Annotated in this window: 23 protein-coding genes; 13 read left to right on the forward strand and 10 right to left on the reverse strand. The window is 64.8% G+C overall.

The window, feature by feature from the left end; genetic code table 11:
* The 9 genes from FVF75_RS05110 to FVF75_RS05150 form a co-directional block, all read right to left on the reverse strand.
* Entirely contained in the window at positions 1-720 is a 720-nt protein-coding gene (locus tag FVF75_RS05110) for a ZIP family metal transporter (RefSeq protein ID WP_148376867.1), read from the reverse strand.
* A gap of 4 nt (positions 721-724) precedes the next feature.
* On the reverse strand, positions 725-1,504 hold the full coding sequence (locus FVF75_RS05115) for a succinate dehydrogenase iron-sulfur subunit (RefSeq protein WP_148376870.1): 780 nt from the start codon (positions 1,502-1,504) through the stop codon (positions 725-727).
* A 10-nt stretch (positions 1,505-1,514) separates the two neighbouring features.
* Positions 1,515-3,320, reverse strand: a complete 1,806-nt coding sequence (gene sdhA, locus FVF75_RS05120; protein WP_148376873.1) for a succinate dehydrogenase flavoprotein subunit — start codon at positions 3,318-3,320, stop codon at positions 1,515-1,517.
* Positions 3,321-3,330: 10 nt separating this feature from the next.
* Positions 3,331-3,708, reverse strand: coding sequence for a succinate dehydrogenase, hydrophobic membrane anchor protein (sdhD, locus tag FVF75_RS05125; RefSeq protein WP_148376875.1), 378 nt, complete (start codon positions 3,706-3,708; stop codon positions 3,331-3,333).
* Positions 3,709-3,719: 11 nt separating this feature from the next.
* Complete coding sequence (gene sdhC / locus FVF75_RS05130) at positions 3,720-4,103, reverse strand: succinate dehydrogenase, cytochrome b556 subunit (protein ID WP_148376877.1); 384 nt, start codon at positions 4,101-4,103, stop codon at positions 3,720-3,722.
* Between the two features lie 212 nt (positions 4,104-4,315).
* Positions 4,316-5,125, reverse strand: coding sequence for a DUF4344 domain-containing metallopeptidase (locus tag FVF75_RS05135; protein ID WP_148376879.1), 810 nt, complete (start codon positions 5,123-5,125; stop codon positions 4,316-4,318).
* Positions 5,126-5,173: 48 nt separating this feature from the next.
* Complete coding sequence (locus tag FVF75_RS05140) at positions 5,174-6,208, reverse strand: MaoC family dehydratase (protein ID WP_148376880.1); 1,035 nt, start codon at positions 6,206-6,208, stop codon at positions 5,174-5,176.
* Between the two features lie 16 nt (positions 6,209-6,224).
* On the reverse strand, positions 6,225-6,782 hold the full coding sequence (locus FVF75_RS05145; RefSeq protein ID WP_148376881.1) for an NnrU family protein: 558 nt from the start codon (positions 6,780-6,782) through the stop codon (positions 6,225-6,227).
* A 3-nt stretch (positions 6,783-6,785) separates the two neighbouring features.
* Positions 6,786-7,640 (reverse strand): HpcH/HpaI aldolase/citrate lyase family protein, encoded by an 855-nt coding sequence (locus FVF75_RS05150; protein WP_148376882.1) that lies wholly within the window; start codon positions 7,638-7,640, stop codon positions 6,786-6,788.
* Positions 7,641-7,818: 178 nt separating this feature from the next.
* Between FVF75_RS05150 and FVF75_RS05155 the strand changes: the two genes are divergently transcribed.
* The 13 genes from FVF75_RS05155 to lpdA all read left to right on the forward strand — a co-directional run bounded on the left by FVF75_RS05155 (position 7,819) and on the right by lpdA (position 21,558).
* Positions 7,819-8,133, forward strand: a complete 315-nt coding sequence (locus tag FVF75_RS05155) for a hypothetical protein (RefSeq protein WP_148376883.1) — start codon at positions 7,819-7,821, stop codon at positions 8,131-8,133.
* A 290-nt stretch (positions 8,134-8,423) separates the two neighbouring features.
* Entirely contained in the window at positions 8,424-9,386 is a 963-nt protein-coding gene (mdh, locus tag FVF75_RS05160) for a malate dehydrogenase (protein WP_148376884.1), read from the forward strand.
* Positions 9,387-9,599: 213 nt separating this feature from the next.
* The gene (locus FVF75_RS05165; protein ID WP_187392979.1) at positions 9,600-10,619 is read left to right on the forward strand and encodes a LicD family protein; all 1,020 of its coding nucleotides are present in this window, start codon (positions 9,600-9,602) and stop codon (positions 10,617-10,619) included.
* 5 nt (positions 10,620-10,624) lie between these two features.
* The gene (locus FVF75_RS05170; protein WP_148376886.1) at positions 10,625-11,020 is read left to right on the forward strand and encodes an FAD synthase family protein; all 396 of its coding nucleotides are present in this window, start codon (positions 10,625-10,627) and stop codon (positions 11,018-11,020) included.
* Positions 11,021-11,302: 282 nt separating this feature from the next.
* On the forward strand, positions 11,303-12,496 hold the full coding sequence (gene sucC, locus FVF75_RS05175; RefSeq protein ID WP_148376887.1) for an ADP-forming succinate--CoA ligase subunit beta: 1,194 nt from the start codon (positions 11,303-11,305) through the stop codon (positions 12,494-12,496).
* A 4-nt stretch (positions 12,497-12,500) separates the two neighbouring features.
* On the forward strand, positions 12,501-13,382 hold the full coding sequence (sucD, locus tag FVF75_RS05180) for a succinate--CoA ligase subunit alpha (protein ID WP_148376888.1): 882 nt from the start codon (positions 12,501-12,503) through the stop codon (positions 13,380-13,382).
* The gene (locus FVF75_RS05185; protein WP_148376889.1) at positions 13,382-13,981 is read left to right on the forward strand and encodes a hypothetical protein; all 600 of its coding nucleotides are present in this window, start codon (positions 13,382-13,384) and stop codon (positions 13,979-13,981) included. The genes sucD and FVF75_RS05185 overlap by 1 nt, the downstream gene beginning before the upstream one ends.
* Before the next feature lie 154 nt (positions 13,982-14,135).
* On the forward strand, positions 14,136-14,423 hold the full coding sequence (locus FVF75_RS05190; protein ID WP_148376890.1) for a hypothetical protein: 288 nt from the start codon (positions 14,136-14,138) through the stop codon (positions 14,421-14,423).
* Positions 14,420-17,392, forward strand: a complete 2,973-nt coding sequence (locus tag FVF75_RS05195) for a 2-oxoglutarate dehydrogenase E1 component (RefSeq protein WP_148376891.1) — start codon at positions 14,420-14,422, stop codon at positions 17,390-17,392. The genes FVF75_RS05190 and FVF75_RS05195 overlap by 4 nt, the downstream gene beginning before the upstream one ends.
* Positions 17,393-17,394: 2 nt before the next feature.
* Positions 17,395-18,933, forward strand: a complete 1,539-nt coding sequence (odhB, locus tag FVF75_RS05200) for a 2-oxoglutarate dehydrogenase complex dihydrolipoyllysine-residue succinyltransferase (protein ID WP_148376892.1) — start codon at positions 17,395-17,397, stop codon at positions 18,931-18,933.
* Positions 18,934-19,078: 145 nt separating this feature from the next.
* The gene (locus tag FVF75_RS05205) at positions 19,079-19,579 is read left to right on the forward strand and encodes a hypothetical protein (protein ID WP_148376893.1); all 501 of its coding nucleotides are present in this window, start codon (positions 19,079-19,081) and stop codon (positions 19,577-19,579) included.
* Positions 19,580-19,686: 107 nt separating this feature from the next.
* On the forward strand, positions 19,687-20,097 hold the full coding sequence (locus FVF75_RS05210) for an MAPEG family protein (protein WP_148377355.1): 411 nt from the start codon (positions 19,687-19,689) through the stop codon (positions 20,095-20,097).
* Positions 20,098-20,172: 75 nt separating this feature from the next.
* A complete protein-coding gene (gene lpdA, locus FVF75_RS05215; protein ID WP_148376894.1) occupies positions 20,173-21,558 on the forward strand; it encodes a dihydrolipoyl dehydrogenase in 1,386 nt (461 codons plus the stop codon).
* Positions 21,559-21,562: 4 nt separating this feature from the next.
* On the opposite strand, the gene FVF75_RS05220 is transcribed toward lpdA, so the two are convergent.
* On the reverse strand, positions 21,563-22,228 hold the full coding sequence (locus FVF75_RS05220) for a GntR family transcriptional regulator (protein ID WP_148376895.1): 666 nt from the start codon (positions 22,226-22,228) through the stop codon (positions 21,563-21,565).
* Between the last annotated feature and the right edge of the window lie 10 nt (positions 22,229-22,238).

Consider the following 22,238-nt stretch of genomic DNA (forward strand, 5'->3'; position numbering starts at 1 on the left):
TCATCCCACCGCCAGATCGCCCGCGAACCCCAGCAGAAACCCCGCGACCGCGCCCAGTGGCGGCCCCCAATGGCGTTCGAGTGGCACTTGCGGGGCGATGTCCTGGAAGATCAGGTAGAGGATGCCCCCGGCGGCAAACAGCATGATGCCGCCCAAGACGGCCTGCCCGTCCTGCAGCGCGACCAGCCCGACGACCGCCATCACCGGGCCAAGCGCGGCGGTTGCCACGAACAGCGCCAGGATGCGGCGGCGGGACATCGTGCCGCTTTCGGAAATCTCGCGAAACGCATTGAAGCCCTCGGGCAGGTTCTGCAGCCCGATCAGGATCGCCAGCAGCACCGCGACATGCGGCGCACCCGCCAGGAGCGCCCCCAGCGCGAGGCTTTCGGGCAGGAAATCCAGCATCATCGCCATGAATTGCGCGCCGTGCCCTCCCCTCTGTGCAATCGCGCGGTCGATCAGCAGGAAGACAATGCCGCCTGCGGCGAACAACGCCAGCGCGACGCCCGGATGCACCCGTTCGGCACCTTCCGGGATCAGCACCAAGGCCACGGCGGCCAACAGCGCGCCGCCGCCGAAGGCGATCACGCTGTGGCGAAACTCGGCCTCTATCCAGCGCGGGACGAGGCGTGGAAAACCGGCCAGCCAGCCGCCCAGCGGGATCGTCGCACCGGCGATCGTGGCGAGCAGCAGGGCATGGCCGAGGCTTTCCGCCGCCATCGGATCAGATCGTCCGCTCGACCATCATCTTCTTGATCTCCGCAATCGCGCGCGCCGGGTTCAGGCCCTTGGGGCAGGTCTGGGTGCAGTTCATGATGGTGTGGCAGCGATAGAGCTTGAACGGATCTTCCAGATCGTCCAACCGTTCGCCGGTCGCCTCGTCGCGCGAGTCCACGATCCAGCGGTTGGCATGCAGCAGCGCCGCCGGGCCCAGGTAACGGTCGGGGTTCCACCAGTAGCTTGGGCAGGAGGCCGAGCAGCAGGCGCACATCACGCATTCATAAAGCCCGTCGAGCTTCTTGCGATCCGCGATCGACTGCCGCCATTCCTTCGCCGGCGCGTTGGTCTCAGTCTGAAGCCACGGCTTGATCGAGGCGTGCTGGGCATAGAAATGCGTCAGATCCGGCACCAGGTCCTTGACCACGGGCATGTGCGGCAGCGGATAGATCTTCACGTCGCCCTTGATCTCGTCCATGCCGTAGATGCAGGCGAGGTGGTTCTGCCCGTCTATGTTCATCGAGCACGAACCGCAGATGCCCTCGCGGCAGGACCGGCGGAAGGTCAGGGTCGGGTCGATCTCGGTCTTGATCTTGATCAGCGCGTCCAGAACCATCGGCCCGCAGGTGTCCATGTCGACGAAATAGGTATCGACACGCGGGTTCTGCCCGTCATCGGGATTGTAACGGTAGATCAGGAACTTGCGCACATTGGTGGCACCCGTGGGCTTGGGCCATGTCTTGCCGGTGCGGATGCGCGAGTTCTTGGGGAGCCTGAGTTGAACCATGTCGTCCTCCTTAGAACGTCCGCGCTTTCGGCGCGATTTTCTTGAGGGATATGCCGCCTTCGGCTTCGGTGGTCAGCGGGTCGACAACCACCGGGCGGTAGTCGAGCTTGACCTTGGTGCCGTCGACCCGGGCGATGGTGTGCTTGCGCCATTTCTTGTCGTCACGCTCGGTGAAGTCCTCGTGGGCATGCGCCCCGCGGCTCTCCTTGCGCGCCTCGGCGCCGACGATGGTGGCCAGCGCGTTGGGCATCAGGTTGGTCAGCTCCAGCGTCTCCATCAGGTCGGTGTTCCAGATCATCGACCGGTCGGTGACATGCAGATCGCCCAGCTTGGCGGCGATCTTCGTCATCTTCTCGACCCCTTCGGCCAGCGTCTTGGAGGTGCGGAACACGGCGGCGTCGGCCTGCATGGTCTTTTGCATCTCCAGCCGCAACTCGGCGGTCGGCACACCCCCCTGCGCGTGGCGCAGCCCGTCGAAACGGTCCAGCGCCTTGTCGATGGAGGCCTTGTTGGGTTCGGGGTTGGCCGTGGCCGGATCGACCACTTCGCTGGCGCGGATCGCCGCTGCCCGGCCGAACACCACCAGGTCGATCAGGCTGTTCGACCCCAGGCGGTTGGCGCCGTGCACGCTGGCGCAGCCCGCTTCGCCCACCGCCATCAGGCCCGGCACCGTGGCGTTCGGGTCGTCCTTGGTCGGGTTCAGTGCCTCGCCCCAGTAGTTCGTGGGGATGCCGCCCATGTTGTAATGCACGGTCGGCAGCACCGGGATCGGCTCCTTGGTCACGTCGACGCCAGCGAAGATCTTGGCGCTTTCCGAGATCCCCGGCAGACGCTCGGCCAGCGCCTCGGCGGGCAAGTGGCTGAGGTTCAGGTGGATATGGTCGCCCTCGGCCCCGACACCGCGGCCTTCGCGGATTTCCATCGTCATCGAGCGGCTGACATAGTCGCGCGGCGCCAGATCCTTGTAGGTGGGCGCATAGCGCTCCATGAACCGCTCGCCCTCGGAGTTGGTCAGGTATCCGCCCTCGCCGCGCGCGCCCTCGGTGATCAGGCAGCCGGCGCCGTAGATGCCAGTGGGGTGGAACTGCACGAACTCCATGTCCTGCAGCGGCAACCCAGCCCGCGCCACCATGCCGCCACCGTCGCCGGTGCAGGTATGCGCCGAGGTGGCCGAGAAATAGGCCCGGCCATAGCCGCCGGTCGCCAGCACCACCATCTTGGCGGAGAACACGTGGATGGTGCCATCGTCGAGCTTCCAGCACACCACGCCCTGGCAGACGCCGTCGTCGGACATGATCAGGTCGATGGCGAAATATTCGATGTAGAATTCCGCGTTATGCTTCAGCGACTGGCCGTAAAGCGTGTGCAGGATCGCGTGGCCGGTGCGGTCGGCGGCGGCGCAGGTGCGCTGCACCGGCGGGCCTTCACCGAACTCGGTGGTGTGGCCGCCGAACGGGCGCTGATAGATCTTGCCCTCTTCGGTGCGTGAGAACGGCACGCCGTAATGCTCAAGCTCGTAAACCGCCTTGGGCGCCTCGCGTGCGAGGTATTCCATCGCGTCGGTATCGCCCAGCCAGTCGGACCCCTTGACGGTGTCGTACATGTGCCATTGCCAGTGGTCCTGCCCCATGTTGGACAGACTGGCCGCAATGCCGCCCTGCGCCGCCACGGTGTGCGAGCGGGTCGGGAACACCTTGGTCACACAGGCCGTTTTCAGCCCCTGTTCGGCCATCCCCAGCGTGGCGCGCAGCCCGGCACCGCCGGCGCCCACAACCACCACGTCATATTCATGCGTCTCGTATTGATATTCAGCCATGTATCTTTCCTCAGGCGCCAAGCGCGATCTTCAGGATGGCAAAGACGCCGACCAGCGCGAACAGGGCGGCCAGAAGCCGCATCGCGATGATCAGCACCAGTTCCATCCGGCCATGCACGTAATCCTCGATCACCACCTGGATGCCCTGGAAGAAGTGCAGCCAGGCGGTCGCCAGAAAGGCGATCGCGACGATGGCGTTGATCGGATGGGCATAGGCCGCGCGCACCGCGTCGTAGCCGTCACCGAGATTGTAGGCGAACGGAAAGATGAACATCGGAACGAGGAACAGAAGCGCGATCGCGGTGACGCGCTGATGCCAGAAATGCTGGGTGCCGGCCTTGGCCGACCCGAGACCTTCAGCGCGCTTGCGGTTGGTGATGTAGCTCATGCTGTCCTCCCTCACGCGACGACGATGGTGATAACTACAAGGATCGCCGCCGAGATCAGGCCGATGATGCCCGACTGCCGCACCCGCTTCTTGCCGAACGACGATCCGGTGTCCCAGACCAGGTGGCGGATGCCGTTGACGTAGTGAAACCAGATCGCGATCAGCGACAGAAACAGCGCGAGGTCGCCGAACCACGAGGTCATGACCGCGTTCGCGGTTTCGAAATACTCGGGCGAGGTCGCCAGCGCGAGAAACCACCAGGTGACCAGCACGCCGGTCACGCCAAGCCCTGCCCCGGTGATGCGGTGCAGGATCGACATCGCCATGTTGAGCGGCCATTTATAGATTTGCAGATGGGGGGAAAGCGGGCGGTCGCCCCGGTTCACGTCAGCCATGAAACGTCCTTTCGAACTGTCGGCAATTTGCCCATACCAATATCCCATATTGCCGGCAAGTCACGCCCCAAGCGGACTATTAATCGGCAATATCCTGACTTTGGCGGCACTTTTTGGGATTTGTGATCACGAAAATCCGGGCTGTGATCACGCAATTCCCCGATAGGCGATTCAAATCCTTCAGGCCGGACCTGCCCACGCGGCACGGCCGATCAGCGCACCAGCCCGGCCAGGTGCGGCCCCAACTCGGTGCAGATGATGATCTGCAATTCGCCGGGGTCATAGAAGGCATTGACCTGGTCGCAGGCCTCGACGGTGACACGCAGACGTGCCGGCAGCGACATCCGGTCGTTGACCCGCGCGACCTCGGCGGCCACGAACACTTCCAGGTGGCTGCGTCCGGTGACGGTGGCGTCCAGCACCAGCGAGCGCCCCGGCCCGTTGGCGATCAGCCGGTCGATCACGTCGCCCCAGGCCCGGCTGGTCAGCTCGTATTCTTCCTGGCAGGTCTCGGCACGGGCGTCGGGCAGCCCAAGCTCATAGGCGACCCGGTCACGCGCGTAGGGGTTGGCGCCATACATGTGGCAGGCGAGGTTGAAATAGCGTTGCCGGTCCGACCCGTGCACGTCCCACATCGCCGGACCCGATCCTGCGGTGCTTTCCTTCATCGCGCCCGCGTCATAGGCGGCGGCGATGTCGAAAGCCATCTGCACCGCCGTTTCCTCGTCATGCATCCGGTTGATCATCACGATGGCGAACAGGTCGACGGCGAACTCCTCGGGCCCGAACACCGGCAGGTCGAGCACGTCGATCAGGGCATGCCCCAACTCGTGATAGAAGGTCTCGGCCAGGTTGGATTCCACGAACCGCTCAACCGGGTCCTGCCGCCGCCCGGTTCCCGTGGATCGCCCCGGCCCGACCATGCTGCCACCGTCGCGGGTGGTGACGTAATCGGTCTTGGTTCCCCCGGCAAAGACCGGGGCGGACATCGAAAGGCACAGCAGGATCGCAAGAATACGCATGATCAAATCAGTCGATAAGCGCCACGTTCTGTCAAGTCCGAACAGCAGTCAGAGCGGCATCAGCGCCCAGTAGTCGAGATCCAGCAGCACCTCGGGCAGGTATTTCCCGCCATCGTCCTTCAGCGCGAAGGGCGCGGCGCCATGCTTCACCGCCACCAGCCGCAGCCGGATCGCGCCGACGCCGGGATGCGTGGTCTCGGCCCGGTCCAGCACCTCGGACCAGGCCCGCACCGTATCACCGGCAAAGCAGGGGTTGGCATGGGCGCCCGCGTTCAGCCCGACGATCATCTGGGCGTTGGCCAGCCCATTGAAGCTCAGCGCCCGGGCCAGGCTGATGACATGGCCGCCGTAGATCAGCCGCTTGCCGTCGTTGCGGTTGGTGGCGTCGAAATGCACCTTGGCGGTGTTCTGCCAGAGCCTAGTGGCCATCATGTGCTCGGCCTCGGAGATCGTCACGCCATCGACATGATCGATCTTCTCGCCGATCTCGTAGTCGCCAAGGCGGTGCCGCTCACCCGCCAGCGTGAAATCGTAACGTCCGAAATCCAGCCCCTCGGGGATCGCCAGATCGCCCGCCGCCAGCGCCGGTTTCAGCTCCGGCACCAGCGTATCTGGGGCGGGGACGCCGAGGTCGCGTTTGCGCACCATCACCCAGCGGACAAAGTCGAGCACCGTCTCGTCCCACTGGTTCACACCCTTGGTGCGCACCCAGACCACCCCGGTCTTGCCGTTTGAATTCTGCTTGAGCCCGATCACCTGGCTGGTGGAGGTCAGCGTATCGCCCGGCCACACCGGCCTGAGCCACCGGCCTTCGGCATAGCCAAGGTTGGCGACGGCATTCAGCGAGATGTCCGGCACGGTCTTGCCGAACACGATGTGAAACGCCGCGAGATCGTCAATCGGCGCGCGGTCCAACCCGCAGTCGCGCGCGAACTCGTCGGATGACGCCAGCGCATGACGCGCCGGGTAGAGCGCCTGATACAGCGCGCGTTCACCGCCCGAGACGGTGCGCGGCACGGCGTGGCGGATCACCTCGCCGATGCGGTAGTCCTCGAAAAACCGGCCCGGGTTGGTCTTGGCCATGCGCGCGCCCTCCGGCTCAGGAATAGGTGCCGAGGAACGGATTGTACCCGAGCCACCAGTGAATTGCCGCGATCACGGCATAAAGCACGACCGCGGCCACCACCGCCTTCATGTCGTTCTTTAGCGGCCCCGGCGCAGGCCGGTCCCACGGCACCGCCCGGCTGATCAGGTACATCGACGCAACCGCATAAAGCGCCAGACCGCCAAACAGCACGATCGAGGCCAGATCGCCGTTCACCAGGAGATGCGACAGCGCCCAGATCACCAGACCCGTCAGCATGTTGTGGCGCACCTTCGACGCCACCACACCCTTGACGCTGCCTGCCGCGAAGAAAAACAGCGCGATCAGCATCAGGAGGTTGTTGAGATGCCCCATCCCCGGCAGCGGCGCATAGACCGGCACCACCTCGGCCCCGCGATAGCCGATCACCATCAACACGATCCCGGCCAGCGCCATCAGCGCGACAATGCCCTTGCCGGCCTGGTCGCCCATCGCCGCCCGCGGCCCGGGCGCTATGCGTTTCAGGGTATGCGACAGCACCCAGAGGATGAGGCCGATGATGAGAAGTGTCATGTGTTATCCTTCGCGTTGCTCGATTGCCTCGGCCTTGGCGATCAAGGCCTTCGCCGTCACGATATGCAGATTTTCGACGATCTTGCCATCCACCACCGCAACGCCCTCGCCGCGCGCCTCGACCTCTTCGAAGGCGGCGATCTGGCGGCGGGCCAGGTCGAGATCGGCCTCGGAGGGGGCGAAAACCTCGTTTGCGATGGCGATCTGGTCGGGGTGGATCAGCGTCTTTCCGTCAAAGCCCAGGTCGCGCCCTTGCTCGCATTCGGCGCGCAGACCGGCCTCGTCCTTGAAGGCGTTATAGACGCCATCGACAATCGGAATGCCATCGGCGCGGGCCGCGATCAGGCTCATTTGCAGGGCGGTCTGGATCTCGGCGCGGTCCGGTCCGGGGCGGCAGCCCAGTTCCTTGACCAGGTCGTTGGTGCCCATCACGATGCCCGCCAGACGCGGATGCGCCGCGATGGTGCGCGCGTTCAGAACCCCCGAGGCGGTTTCCATCATCGCCCAGATCGGCACGTCCGCGATCATCTCGGCCAGCGTCTCGATATCCAGCGCCGAGTTGACCTTGGGCAGGAGCAGCCCGTCGATATCGGCACCGCGAAAGGCGTGGATATCGGCATTGCCCCACATCGTGTCAAAGCCGTTTATGCGCACCAGTTTCGCCCGGTCGCCATAGCCGCCCTTGTCGATCTCGGCGCGCAGAGTCGCGCGGGCGGCGTCCTTTGCGTCGGGCGCCACCGCGTCCTCGAGATCGAAGATGATCGCGTCCGCCGGCAGCCCCCGTGCCTTGTCGAGCGCGCGTTCCTTCGAGCCGGGAATATAGAGAACCGAACGGTAGGGGCGCATCGACTGGGTCATGATTCTGTCACTCCGCAATTTTGTTGCGGAACCGACCACAGGTGCGCACGAAACCGCAAGAGCGAATTTGCCGCGACGCAGAGAAACCCGCGCGCCCCCGCACCGAACGCATGGTTAACCGATCTTTACCCCGCCTCTGGCAGGCTGTTGGCAATCCGATCTTTCGAAGGGACACGCCATGCACCGCCATCATTTCGCCCTGACCCTCGCGCTTGGAGCCGGGATCATCCTTCTCGCCACGCAATCGCTGCGCGCCGAGGATGCGGTCTGCGGTATCCGCGACAGGGTGCTGGACCACCTCGCCACCACCTTTGGCGAACGGCGGCAGGCGGCGGGGCTGGCAGGCGCGGCGCAGATGGTCGAGATGTTCGCCTCCGACACGACCGGCACCTGGACGATCCTCGTGACCACCGCCAGCGGCGTCACCTGCATGATTGCTGCGGGAACGGACTATGAGGCCGTGCCGCCGCCGGTCGCCGGAGATCCGGCGTAGGCATCAAAGCCCGGATCGAGAATCAATGCCGAGGCCAGGGCGCCCCCGTTCCGATGCCGCCCTCGGCCATCCCGGACCAGAACGCCGCCGACAGGCTGACGGCAGAGAATGCAGGCTGCCGCCGCGTCGCCCCGAGACCACGCGAAGCCGTGGTTTTTCAGTTGGGTTAGCGGCATCAGGCGATTGCGCGGGGGTGACTTCACCCATCATGCCGCAGCGCGGCACCCTTGCGCCACGGGCGCAACGGGGCTAGGCATCGCGCCGAACCAACCTGATCGGAGATCGAAATCATGGCTCGACCCAAGATTGCCCTCATCGGCGCTGGCCAGATCGGCGGCACCCTTGCCCACCTCGCCGCGCTCAAGGAACTCGGTGATGTCGTTCTGTTCGACATCGCGGACGGCACCCCCCAGGGCAAGGCGCTGGACATCGCCGAATCCGGCCCGGTCGAGGGTTTCGACGCGGCGCTGAAAGGTACCACGGACTATTCCGACATCGCCGGTGCCGATGTCTGCATCGTCACCGCCGGTGTCCCGCGCAAGCCGGGGATGAGCCGCGACGACCTTCTGGGCATCAACCTCAAGGTGATGAAGTCGGTCGGTGAAGGCATCCGCGACAACGCGCCCGACGCCTTCGTGATCTGCATCACCAACCCGCTGGATGCGATGGTCTGGGCGCTGCAGCAGTATTCCGGCCTGCCCGCCGAAAAGGTCGTCGGCATGGCCGGCGTGCTCGACGCCGCCCGCTTCCGCCACTTCCTGTCGCTCGAATTCGACGTGTCCATGAAGGACGTGACCGCCTTCGTTCTGGGCGGCCACGGCGACACCATGGTGCCGCTCACCCGCTATTCCACGGTCGCCGGCATCCCGCTGCCTGACCTCGTGAAAATGGGCTGGACCACGCAGGAAAACCTTGACGCCATCGTGCAGCGCACCCGCGACGGCGGTGCCGAGATCGTCGGCCTGCTCAAGACCGGCTCGGCCTTCTACGCCCCCGCGACCTCGGCGATCGAGATGGCCGAAGCCTATCTCAAGGACCAGAAACGCCTGCTGCCCTGCGCGGCCTGGGTCGATGGCGCGTTCGGGCTTGAAGGCATGTATGTCGGCGTGCCCACGATCATCGGCGCCGGCGGCATCGAGCGTATCGTCGATATCAAGCTGTCGAAGGACGAGCAGGCGATGTTCGACACTTCGGTCGAGGCCGTGAAGGGTCTGGTCAAGGCCTGCAAGGGTATCGACGAAAGCCTGGGCTAGGCGATTTCCGGCGATATGGCTATTGGGCCGACAGCAAATCGGCCCAATAGCTTGCCGAAATGGATTGGTTCTGATCTGTTTTCCCGCTACTGATGCAAGTGCAGAAACTGCAAAGGGCCGCGCGCGGCGACACGGAATCCTTCGCCCTGCCGACGAGTATGAGATCCTCATTCGTACGAGCCCAAAACGCTTAGGTTCGCAAGGAACAGATGTATGCCCGATGTTGCCACTGCACGACACGCATCAGAACCAACGCGAGAGGTGAGCCCACGTACAAACGTCCTGTTCACTGAGTTCGACAAATGCGTGCGCGACCGGCGCGTCTCCGAAATGATCAGTTACCGTCACCTCCGACGGCTTCTGTCAAGCGTCCCAACGCGGGAGCGAGACGAGAGCTGGACCGAACGACTAATCCTTCTCTATTATCTGAAAGGCAAACGCCGCGCGCGCGCCGCGAGATTGTGCAAGGCTTTGTCGGAAAAGCGTCAGGCCGAAGGACGAGAGGTCGACGATGTCGCCTTCCGGCAGCGCCTATCGCAGGCTCTCCACCCATTCGATCTGTGCCAGCACGGAGTCAAGCTCCCGTTCCGCAACCGCGACACAGCAAAAGACGCGCAGACAGTTAGTTCTTTTCTCACGGTTTTGTCGGATCTAGGCTACGAGGCGTTCATTAATTCGGGCACGTTGCTGGGTGCGGTGCGGGAAAATCGATTTCTGGAACATGACGACGACTTCGACATCGCCGTCGTTCTCAAAATCGAAGACCCCGAACAAGCAATCTCCGCGTTCTATCGTCTCCATGAGGATCTGAAGCGGTCGGGCCGCTTCGTGATCCGGCCGCTGGAGAGAGCCAACAGTCCGATCCTTAAGATCCTTCTGCCTGACAGCAAGAAACACGATCCGCATTTCGACGTTTTTCCGGCATGGTTGATGGAGGGTAAGTTCCATATCTGGCCATATACCAGCGGGATCTTGGATGAGTCCGACGTTCTGCCACTTGGCAAGCAGTCGATCGGCGGCATCAACTTTCCGGCTCCGCGAGACGCCGAGAAGACGCTCGCACTGAATTATGGCGATGATTGGCGCACGCCGAACTCGCGGTTCGTGTTCCCGTGGCTTGAGGCGCGCGAGAATTTTTCTCGGTTTCTAGATATCTACATGGCCGATCATCGCCGCAATCGCAGAAAGGCCATGATGAGGCTACGACTACATTTTCTCCTCAAACGCTGGTGATGCCAATGAAGACTGTCATTACTTTTGGCACTTTCGATCTGTTTCACGTTGGGCATCTGAATATCCTGAGGCGCTCGGCCGAGCTGGGCGATCGGCTTGTCGTTGGGGTGTCGACCGACGAGTTGAACTTAGCGAAGAAGGGCCGAGCGCCGGTCTATTGCACGCAGGAACGGATGATGATTATCGCCGCCCTAGACTGTGTGGACGAGGTCTTCATTGAGGAAAGCCTGGAAAGAAAGCGTGACTACATACTGCAGTTCAGTGCCGATATCCTCGTCATGGGTGATGACTGGCGAGGCCATTTCGACAGCTTCAAGCAGCTATGCGACGTGCATTATCTGCCCCGAACCCAAGGCATTTCCACCACCGATGTTGTCGCGCGCATCCGAAAATACGCCTGAGCGGCAAATCATGATGGCCGATCCTCCGCTTGTCACACGCTTTGTTACAGCCCGCGCAGCGACGTGTCCCCAATGCCTGCCACGCCGCGCGACCGGTCCCGACTCGCGGAAGAATCGTGGTTGCGGGAAGCGCCTCTGACAACGATGTGATCACATATTTCAGACGTGTGATCACAAAACCGATCATTTCACGCCGAAAACCCCGTCAGACCCAGATAGCCGTTTATTCCCGCCTGCAAGATGTGCATGGTCCCGGCAACCGAAAGCAGATGGGACGAGTTCATGAACATCCATGAATACCAGGCGAAGGCCCTTCTTCGCAGCTACGGCGCCCCGGTCTCCGATGGCCGGGTCGTGACCAAGGCCGACGAGGCCAAGACCAAGGCGAGCGAGCTTGACGGCCCGCTCTGGGTGGTCAAGGCGCAGATCCATGCCGGCGGACGCGGCAAGGGCAGCTTCAAGGAGGCCGAGGCGGGCGAAAAGGGCGGCGTGAGGCTGGCCAAGTCGGTCGAGGAAGCCGCCGAGGAGGCCAGGAAGATGCTGGGCCGCACGCTGGTGACGCACCAGACCGGCCCGGCGGGCAAGCAGGTCAACCGCATCTACATCGAGGCCGGTTCGGGCATCGAGCGCGAGCTTTACCTGGCGCTTCTGGTCGACCGCGTGACCAGCCGGATTTCCTTCGTCTGTTCGACCGAAGGCGGCATGGACATCGAGGAGGTCGCCGCCAAGACGCCCGAGAAGATCCTGTCGTTCTCGGTCGATCCGGCCACCGGCTACCAGGGTTTCCACGGCCGCCGCATCGCCTTCAACCTCGGCCTCGAAGGCGCGCAGGTCAAACAGTGCGTGGCGCTGATGGGCACGCTCTACAAGCTCTTCACCGAAAAAGACATGGAGATGCTCGAGATCAACCCGCTGATCGTCTCGGATGCCGGCGACCTCAAGGTGCTGGACGCCAAGTTCAGCTTCGACGGCAACGCGATCTATCGCCACCCCGACATCGCCGAACTGCGCGACACCACCGAGGAAGACCCCAAGGAGCTTGAGGCATCGAAATACGACCTCAACTACATCGCGCTTGATGGCGAGATCGGCTGCATGGTGAACGGCGCGGGCCTCGCGATGGCGACGATGGACATCATCAAGCTCTACGGCGCGGAACCGGCCAACTTCCTCGATGTTGGCGGCGGCGCGACCAAGGAGAAGGTGACCGAAGCCTTCAAGATCATCACCTCGGACCCGCAGGTCAAAGGCATCCTCGTCAACATCTTCGGCGGCATCATGCGCTGCGACGTGATCGCCGAGGGTGTGATCGCCGCGGTCAAGGAGGTCGGCCTGCAAGTGCCGCTGGTCGTGCGGCTCGAGGGCACCAATGTCGAGAAGGGCAAGGAGATCATCGCAAACTCCGGCCTCAACGTGATCGCCGCCGACAACCTGTCGGACGGCGCCGAGAAGATCGTGAAAGCGGTGAAGGGGTAGGACAATGGCCATTCTCGTAGACGAAAACACCAAGGTGATCTGCCAGGGCTTCACCGGCTCGCAGGGCACTTTCCACTCCGAACAGGCGATTGCCTATGGCACCAAGATGGTCGGCGGCGTGACCCCCGGCAAGGGCGGGCAAAAGCACCTCGACCTGCCCGTGTTCAACTCGGTGCACGAGGCCAAGGCCGTGACCGAGGCCAACGCCAGCGTCATCTACGTGCCGCCGCCCTTCGCGGCGGACTCGATCCTTGAGGCGATCGACGCCGAGATGGAATTGATCGTCTGCATCACCGAGGGCATTCCGGTGCTCGACATGATGAAGGTGAAGCGCGCGCTGGACGGGTCCAAATCGCGGCTGATCGGCCCGAACTGCCCCGGCGTCATCACGCCCGACGCCTGCAAGATCGGCATCATGCCCGGCCATATCCACAAGCGCGGGTCGGTCGGCGTCGTGTCGCGCTCCGGCACGCTGACCTATGAGGCGGTCAAGCAGACCTCCGACATCGGCCTTGGCCAGTCGACCGCCGTGGGCATCGGCGGCGACCCGATCAAGGGCACCGAGCATATCGACGTGCTCGACATGTTCCTCGACGATGACGAAACCCATTCGATCATCATGATCGGCGAAATCGGCGGCTCCGCCGAGGAAGAAGCCGCCGCGTTCCTCGCCGAGCAGAAGAAAAAGGGCCGCTGGAAGCCGGTCGCAGGCTTCATCGCCGGGCGCACCGCCCCTCCGGGCCGGCGCATGGGCCACGCGGGCGCCATCGTCGCCGGCGGCAAGGGCGGCGCCGAGGACAAGATCGAAGCGATGCGCGCCGCCGGCATCATCGTCGCCGACAGCCCGGCCACGCTGGGCGAGGCGGTGTTGAAGGCGATCGGCTGATGGCTCGGCGCATGGCTCTTTCGGCGACGTTGTGCGGGCTGCTTGCGATGCCCGCCGCGGCACAGGATGCCGCTGGAATCGACATGCTGATGGAGCTGTGCACCCCCATCGCGGCGTCCGGCGCGTCTGTGCGCGCCGGATTGCGCGACGCAGGCTGGGCCGAGTTGGCCAAGCCCGATGCAGGCGCCGCCGTGGCCAATCTTGTGGCCTCGCAGATGTGGCATATGGAATCCGGGGCCTCGACCGAACAGCAACTTGCCCTGACCAAGGACTACACCGATGCCTTCTATGCCTCGCTCGGCAACGACATGCTCGGGCCGATCTATGCCCTGGGCGACGAGGTTGCGATGGTCCTTGCCGACGGGGGCAACCTGTCGTGCATCTGGGCCGGACCCGACAGCGATGCCCTCGCGGCCCGTATCGCGGCCGTTGGCGGGTTTCCTGCCGCGGACGGCACCGTGACGGGTGCAAAGACGCAGATCGTCGAGGTCGCGGGCACGGATTACCGGCGGATCGAGACCTATGCTTTCATCGAGGCGTCCGACCGCGCCGGCCCCTTGCCCTTCGCCGCCCGGCTGGACCGCTCGCCGGCCCAGTGACCCGCCGCATTGCCCCACGGAGGTTTTGCCATGACCGACCACATCCCCACCCGCAACTCGCCCGCCGCGCCGGGCGCCGACGGGACCTAGACCCGTGTTCGGGCGGCGGCATCTTTCGGGTCGGCGCCGTTTCCCCGGTTGGCGGGAGGACCGCATGACTCTTGTCAGCGTCGCCCGGGATTTCATCCATCCGCGGGCCGCCGGTCCTGCCGGTGCGGCGCGGCAATTGGGGCTGGATACACGCCGCACCCGCCCGCATATGACCATGAAGACCCGCGCCTCGGACCCGGACAGCCGGCGGGTGCCGCGCGCGGACCGAAACGACGAGATCACTGAGATCGTGCACCAGCGCCTTGCGTGGGCGTTCGGGCACGCAGGTTATTCCCCGGAGGTGCCGGACGATCGCCGGCAACCGCCGCAACAGCCGAGGTTGGAGACATGACGGACCAATCCCCCAACGACCAGTTCAAGGCCAGCTCGTTCATGCAGGGCCACAACGCGGCCTATCTGGAACAGCTCCAGGCGCGCTACGCCGATGACCCGGATGCGGTCGATGCCTCGTGGCAGGCGTTCTTCCGCGCGCTGGGCGATGCCGACCAGGACGCCCGCGCCGAGGCCAGCGGGCCAAGCTGGGCGCGCGCCGACTGGCCGCCGGTTCCCGGTGGCGATCTTGTTCATGCCCTGGACGGGCAATGGCCGGACGAGGCCAAGCCCGAGAAGGTGGCCGAAAAGATCCGCGCCAAGGCCGAGGAGGTTGGCGTCAAGGTGTCCGACGGCGAGATCCGACGTGCCGTGCTCGACTCGGTGCGCGCGCTGATGCTGATCCGGGCCTATCGTATCCGTGGCCACCTGGCCGCCGACCTCGACCCGCTGAACATGCGCGACGAGACCAACCACCCCGAGCTGGAGCCGGCCTCCTACGGCTTCAAGGAGGCCGACATGGACCGGCCGATCTTTCTCGATCAGGTGCTGGGGATGGAAACGGCGACCATGCGCCAGATCGTCGATCTGGTCCGGCGCACCTATTGCGGCACCTTCGCGCTGCAATACATGCATATTTCCGACCCGGAACAGGCCGGCTGGCTGAAAGAACGGATCGAGGGGCTTGGCAAGGAAATCCACTTCACCCGCAAGGGCCGCCGGGCGATCCTGAACAAGCTGGTCGAGGCCGAGGGCTTCGAGAAATTCCTGCACGTCAAATACATGGGCACCAAGCGGTTCGGCCTCGATGGCGGCGAGGCGCTGGTGCCGGCGATGGAGCAGATCATCAAGCGTGGTGGCCAGTTGGGCCTCAAGGAGATCGTCATCGGCATGCCGCACCGCGGCCGCCTGTCGGTGCTCGCCAACGTGATGAACAAGCCCTACCGCGCGATCTTCAACGAGTTCCAGGGCGGCAGCTTCAAGCCCGAGGATGTCGATGGTTCCGGTGACGTGAAATACCACCTCGGCGCGTCGGAGGATCGCGAGTTCGACGGCAACAACGTCCACCTGTCGCTGACCGCCAACCCCTCGCACCTCGAGGCGGTGAACCCGGTGGTGCTGGGCAAGGTGCGCGCCAAGCAGGCGCAGTTGAACGACACCACGCGCACCCGGGTGCTGCCGATCCTGCTGCATGGCGACGCCGCCTTTGCCGGGCAGGGCGTGGTGGCCGAGGGGTTCGGGCTGTCGGGCCTTGTCGGGCACCGCACCGGCGGCACCATCCATATCGTGGTGAACAACCAGATCGGCTTTACCACCGCGCCCAGCTTCTCGCGCTCGTCGCCCTATCCGACCGACATCGCGCTGATGGTCGAGGCGCCGATCTTCCACGTCAACGGCGACGATCCCGAAGCCGTGGTGCACGCCGCCCGCGTGGCGATCGAGTTCCGGCAGAAGTTCCACAAGGACGTGGTGATCGACATCTTCTGCTATCGGCGCTTCGGTCACAACGAGGGGGATGAACCGATGTTCACCAACCCCCTGATGTACAAGAACATCAAGACCCACAAGACGACGCTGCAACTCTACACCGAACGGCTGATCCGCGACGGGCTGATGCCCGAGGGCGAGATCGAGGACATGAAGACCGCGTTCCAGGCGCATCTGAACGAGGAATTCGAGGCCTCCAACGACTACAAGCCGAACAAGGCCGACTGGCTGGATGGCCGCTGGTCGCATCTGAACCGCCAGGGCGAGGAATACCAGCGCGGCCAGACCGCCATTCCCGAGGCGACCTTCGACGAGATCGGCGAGGCGCTGACGCGGGTGCCCGAAGGGTTCGACCTGCACAAGACGGTGGGCCGCCTGCTCGAGGCCAAGACACAGATGTTCGAGAGCGGCACGGGCTTTGACTGGGCCACCGCCGAGGCGCTGGCCTTCGGCTCGCTCCTGCTCGAAGGCTACCCGGTGCGTCTGTCGGGGCAGGACTCGACCCGCGGCACCTTCTCGCAGCGCCATTCCGCCTTCATCGACCAGACCACCGAGGACCGCCACTATCCCCTCAACCACATCCGCGAGGGGCAGGCGCATTACGAGGTCATCGACTCGATGCTGTCGGAATACGCGGTGCTGGGCTTCGAATACGGCTATTCGCTGGCCGAGCCGAACGCGCTGACGCTGTGGGAGGCGCAGTTCGGCGATTTCGCCAACGGCGCGCAGATCATGTTCGACCAGTTCATCTCGTCGGGCGAATCCAAATGGCTGCGCATGTCGGGGCTGGTCTGCCTGTTGCCGCATGGCTACGAAGGGCAAGGGCCGGAACACTCCTCGGCGCGGCTGGAACGTTTCCTGCAGATGTGCGGCGCCGACAACTGGATCGTCGCCAACTGCACGACCCCGGCCAACTATTTCCACATCCTGCGCCGGCAGTTGCACCGCACCTACCGCAAGCCGCTGATCCTGATGACGCCGAAATCCTTGCTGCGCCACAAGCTCGCGGTGTCCGATACCAAGGATTTCGTCGAAGGTTCGTCCTTCCACCGCGTGCTCTGGGACGATGCCGACCGTGACAACGGCACCGGGCGGTCGGACGCGAAACTGGTTCCCGACGACAAGATCAGGCGCGTCGTGCTGTGCTCCGGCAAGGTCTATTACGACCTTCTGGCCGCGCGCGATGAACAGGGGCTGGAGGACATCTATATCCTCCGGGTCGAGCAGTTCTATCCCTTCCCGGCGCTGTCGCTGGTCAAGGAGCTGGAACGCTTTGCCAATGCCGACGTTGTCTGGTGCCAGGAAGAACCCAAGAACCAGGGCGGCTGGACCTTCATGGAGCCGAATATCGAATGGGTCCTGGGCCGTATTCGCGATGACGGATCGCGCCCGATCTATGTCGGGCGTCCGGCTTCGGCCTCGCCCGCGACGGGCCTTGCAAGCCAGCACAAAGCACAACAAGAAGCGCTCGTGAACGAAGCGCTGACGATTGAAGGAAATTGACCATGAGCATCGAAGTTCGGGTTCCGACCCTGGGCGAAAGCGTGACCGAGGCGACCGTCGCGACCTGGTTCAAGAAACCCGGCGACAAGGTCGCCGCCGATGAAATGCTCTGCGAACTCGAGACCGACAAGGTGACGGTCGAGGTTCCGGCGCCCGCTGCCGGCGTGCTGGGCGATATCGTCGCCGCCGAGGGCGAAACCGTCGGCGTCGACGCGCTGCTGGCGACGATTTCCGAGGGTGATGGCGCGGGCGATGCCCCGGCGCCGAAGGCGGAGGCCAAGGCCAAGGCGCCGGCAGACGATGCCCCCGAGGCTGATGCGGATCAGCAGGACGAGCCCGCCGAGGATATCGACGTGATGGTGCCCGCGCTGGGCGAGAGCGTGACCGAAGCGACCGTTTCCTCGTGGTTCAAGAAGCCCGGCGACAAGGTCGCGGCGGACGAGATGCTGTGCGAACTCGAAACCGACAAGGTTTCGGTCGAAGTGCCGTCTCCGGCGGCCGGTGTGCTGTCAAAAGTGCTGGCGGACGAAGGCGAGACCGTCGCGGCCGGCGGCAAGCTGGCGGTGATTTCGGGGTCGGGCGGGGCCGTGGCCAAACCGAAGGACGCTGGCGACAAACCCGCCGCCGCGCCCTCCGGCAAGGATGTCGAGGACGCGCCCTCCGCCAAGAAGGCCATGGCCGAGGCCGGGCTGTCGCGCGATCAGGTCGAAGGCACCGGGCGTGACGGGCGGATCATGAAGGAAGACGTGCAAAAGGCCGTCGCCGCCGCCAGCACCGCCGCCCCCCAGCCGAAGGCCGAGACCAGCGCGGCGCCGCGCCAGGCGGTTCCCGCCGAGGACGAGGCCCGCGAGGAACGGGTGAAGATGACGCGCCTGCGCCAGACCATCGCGCGCCGGCTGAAGGATGCCCAGAACACCGCCGCGATGCTGACCACCTACAACGAGGCGGACATGTCCGAGGTGATGACGATCCGCGATCTCTACAAGGACCAGTTCCTCAAGAAGCACGGCGTCAAGATGGGCTTCATGTCGTTCTTCGTGAAAGCCTGCGTCCACGCGCTGCACGAGGTGCCCGAGGTCAACGCCGAGATCGACGGGACCGACGTGGTCTACAAGAACTACGTGCACATGGGCGTCGCCGTCGGCACGCCCTCGGGCCTTGTCGTGCCGGTGGTGCGCGATGCCGACTCGATGAGCTTCCACGCCATCGAGCAGAAGATCGCCGAACTCGGGGTCAAGGCCCGCGACGGCAAGCTGTCGATGGCCGAGATGCAGGGCGGCAGCTTCACCATCTCGAATGGCGGCGTCTACGGCTCGCTGATGTCCTCGCCGATCCTGAACCCGCCGCAGTCGGGCATCCTCGGGATGCACAAGATCCAGGAGCGCCCGGTGGTGGTGAACGGCGAGATCGTGATCCGCCCGATGATGTATCTGGCACTGAGCTACGACCACCGCGTCGTCGACGGCAAGGGCGCGGTCACCTTCCTCGTGCGGGTGAAAGAGGCGTTGGAAGATCCGCGGCGGTTGCTGATGGATTTGTAAGGGGGCGGGGTATTTGCCCCACCCGGAAATCACGAGGGACGCGGGGCGCGCCCACGCCTGCCGCAGGGCGGGGCCGCCCCTCCCTCCGCGATGCGGCGGCCTCGGGCCATCGGGAAAAAATCAATAAACTACAAGGGATAGACCCATGACGATTGCGAAAGCTGTTTCTTTCACCGCCCTTCTTGCGCTTGCCGCCTGTGCCGGGGCCGAGATCAACCAGCCGCCGGTGCAATACACCGCAACCAAGCCGCTGAACGAGATCAGCACCACCACCTTCACCACCCGCACCTTCACCCGGGTCGACGGCAAGCGGGCCGAGGTTTCGGGCGTGTCCTGCACATTCCAGGGCGACGGCTTCAAGTCGTCCTTCACCACGCCCGCAGTGGTGATCGCGCCCAACATGCACATGCGCACGCCGGCGGCGTCGGTGACCTGCAACTACAACGGTCAGAGCAAGACCCGCGTGCTGATGCCGTTCAACCAGACGCTGGCCGAGATCAACTCGGGCGCGATGTCGATCGGCGCGGGGGCGGGGATCGTCGGCGTTCTGGTCGGCGGCGCGGTCGCCGCGGCGCAGGCGTCCGGCCGCGACGCATCGCAGGATGTCTACGCCTATCCGGATGCGGTGATCGAGTTTCCCGGCTAGAGTTATGCCAGAATGGACGCGATGACAGAGCAAGACGGGACGACACGGCAGCGCGCGCAAGGCCGAGCGGCGGCCGGGTCGTGCCGGTCGGGGGCGGGCCGATGCCGATGACCCCCGAGCTTACCGTCCTCGCCCTCGCGGGCCTTCTGCAAGGCGTCCAGTTCACGCTCATGAGCGTCGCTGCCAACCTCGATGTCGGCCCGGCCAAGACCACCTCGCCGCGCGATCTCGACCGGATGGGCAGGCCGCTGGCCGATCAGTTGTCGCGCGGCCCCGCGCGGCTCTACCGCGCCTTCAACAATCACTTCGAGGGGCTGATCCTGTTCACGGTCGCGGTGGTGGTCGTGACGCTCTCGGGCCAGTCCACCCCCTTTACCGCCGCCTGTGCCTGGGTCTATCTCGGGGTGCGGGTGGTCTATGTCCCGGCCTATTATTTCGGCTGGTCGCCGTGGCGGTCGCTGATCTGGATGGTCGGGTTCGCCGCGACCATGTTGATGATCTTGGCGGCGCTGCTATGAGGCGTGGCGGCGAGAATTTCAAAGGCGCGGGGCATCGTCCGCGCGCACCCCGTTTAACGGCCCAAGGAGGCGGCAATGGCAGAATATGATGTGATCGTGATCGGTGGCGGCCCGGGTGGCTATGTCTGTGCCATCCGCTGCGCCCAACTGGGCCTGAAAACCGCCTGCGTCGAGGGCCGCGAGACGCTGGGCGGCACCTGCCTCAACGTCGGCTGCATCCCGTCCAAGGCGCTCTTGCACGCCAGCCACATGCTGCACGAGGCCGAGACCAATTTCGCGGCGATGGGGCTGAAGGGCAAGTCGCCCTCGGTCGATTTCAAGCAGATGCTGGCCTACAAGGACGACGTGATCGGCCAGAACACCAAGGGCATCGAGTTCCTGTTCAAGAAGAACAAGATCGACTGGATCAAGGGCTGGGCGACGGTCCCGGCCAAGGGCGAGGTCAAGGTCGGCGACGAGACCCACAAGGCCAAACACATTGTCATCGCCACGGGGTCCGAGCCGTCGAGCCTGCCGGGGGCCGAGGTTGACGAAAAGGTCGTCGTGACCTCGACCGGGGCGCTGGAGCTGCCGAAGATCCCGAAGAAGATGGTGGTGATCGGGGCCGGTGTGATCGGGCTCGAGATGGGGTCGGTCTATGCCCGCCTCGGCACCGAGGTGACGGTGGTGGAATACCTCGACGCGATCACGCCGGGGATGGATGGCGAGATTCAAAAGACCTTCCAGCGCACGCTGAAGAAACAGGGCCTTACCTTCGTGATGGGCGCCGCCGTGCAGTCGGTCGATGCCAAGAAGACCAAGGCGACGGTGCACTACAAGCTGCGCAAGGACGACAGCGAGGCCAGCCTCGATGCCGACGTGGTGCTGGTGGCGACCGGGCGCAAACCCTTTACCGAGGGGCTGGGGCTGGACGCGCTGGGCGTCAAGCTGACCGAGCGCGGGCAGATCGCCACGAAGGACCGGAAGACCTCGGTGGAGGGGATCTGGGCCATCGGCGACGCGATCGAAGGCCCGATGCTGGCCCACAAGGCCGAGGACGAGGGCATGGCGGTGGCCGAGAGCATCGCGGGGCAAGCGGGCCATGTGAATTACGGCGTGATCCCCAGCGTGATCTACACCACCCCCGAGGTGGCCGCGGTGGGCAAGACCGAGGAGCAACTGAAGGACGAGGGCCGCGCCTACAAGGTCGGCAAGTTCAGCTTCATGGGCAACGGCCGGGCCAAGGCGGTGTTCCAGGGCGACGGCTTCGTCAAGATCCTTGCCGACAAGGACACCGACCGCATCCTGGGCGTGCACATCATGGGGCCGTCGGCGGGCGAGTTGATCCACGAGGCCTGCGTCGCGATGGAGTTCGGCGCCTCCGCCGAAGACCTCGCCCGCACCTGCCACGCGCATCCGACTTTCTCGGAGGCGGTGCGCGAGGCCGCGTTGGCCTGCGGCGACGGGCCGATCCACAGCTGAGGGGCTACAGCCCCACCAGCATCCGCAACCCCTGGGTGACATCGGCGCGCACCGCAAGGCGCAGCGCCGGTTCATCGCCCGCCGCCAGCGCGGCCAGGATCATCCGGTGATGGCGGTGCATGTCCGTGCGTTCACGCGACATGTAAAGCGCGCGCATGGTCGGGCCGAGTTGCAGCCACACGGTTTCCGCCAGTGCCAGCATCGCGGGGGCCTGGGCGCGCAGATACAGCGTGCGGTGAAACTCGAGGTTCGAGCGGATGTAGCCGACCACCTCGTGCTTGGCGACCTGCTCGGCCACCCGCGCGTTGATGCTGCGCAGCCGCTCGATCAGCGCCAGGTGCGCACGCGGCAGGGCGCGTGCCGCCAATTCGGGCTCCAACAACGCGCGCAGGGCGGCCAGTTCCTCGATCCGCTCGGGGCCAAGGTCCGGTGTGGTGACGCGGCCCGAGCTTGACAGCGTCAGCGCCCCCTCGGCGGCCAGCCGGCGCACCGCCTCGCGCGCCGGGGTCATCGAGACGTCGAACTCCCGCCCGATGCCGCGCAGGGTCAGCGCGACGCCCGGCTCGATCTCGCCGAACATGATCCGGCTGCGCAGCGCGCGATAGACGCGTTCATGCGCGGACAATCCGGCATCGCCGGTGGGCAGTTGCGGATTCTGCGGCGTCAACATGCGGCAAATG

The organism is Maritimibacter fusiformis (assembly GCF_008086115.1).
Classification (GTDB): domain Bacteria; phylum Pseudomonadota; class Alphaproteobacteria; order Rhodobacterales; family Rhodobacteraceae; genus Muriiphilus; species Muriiphilus fusiformis.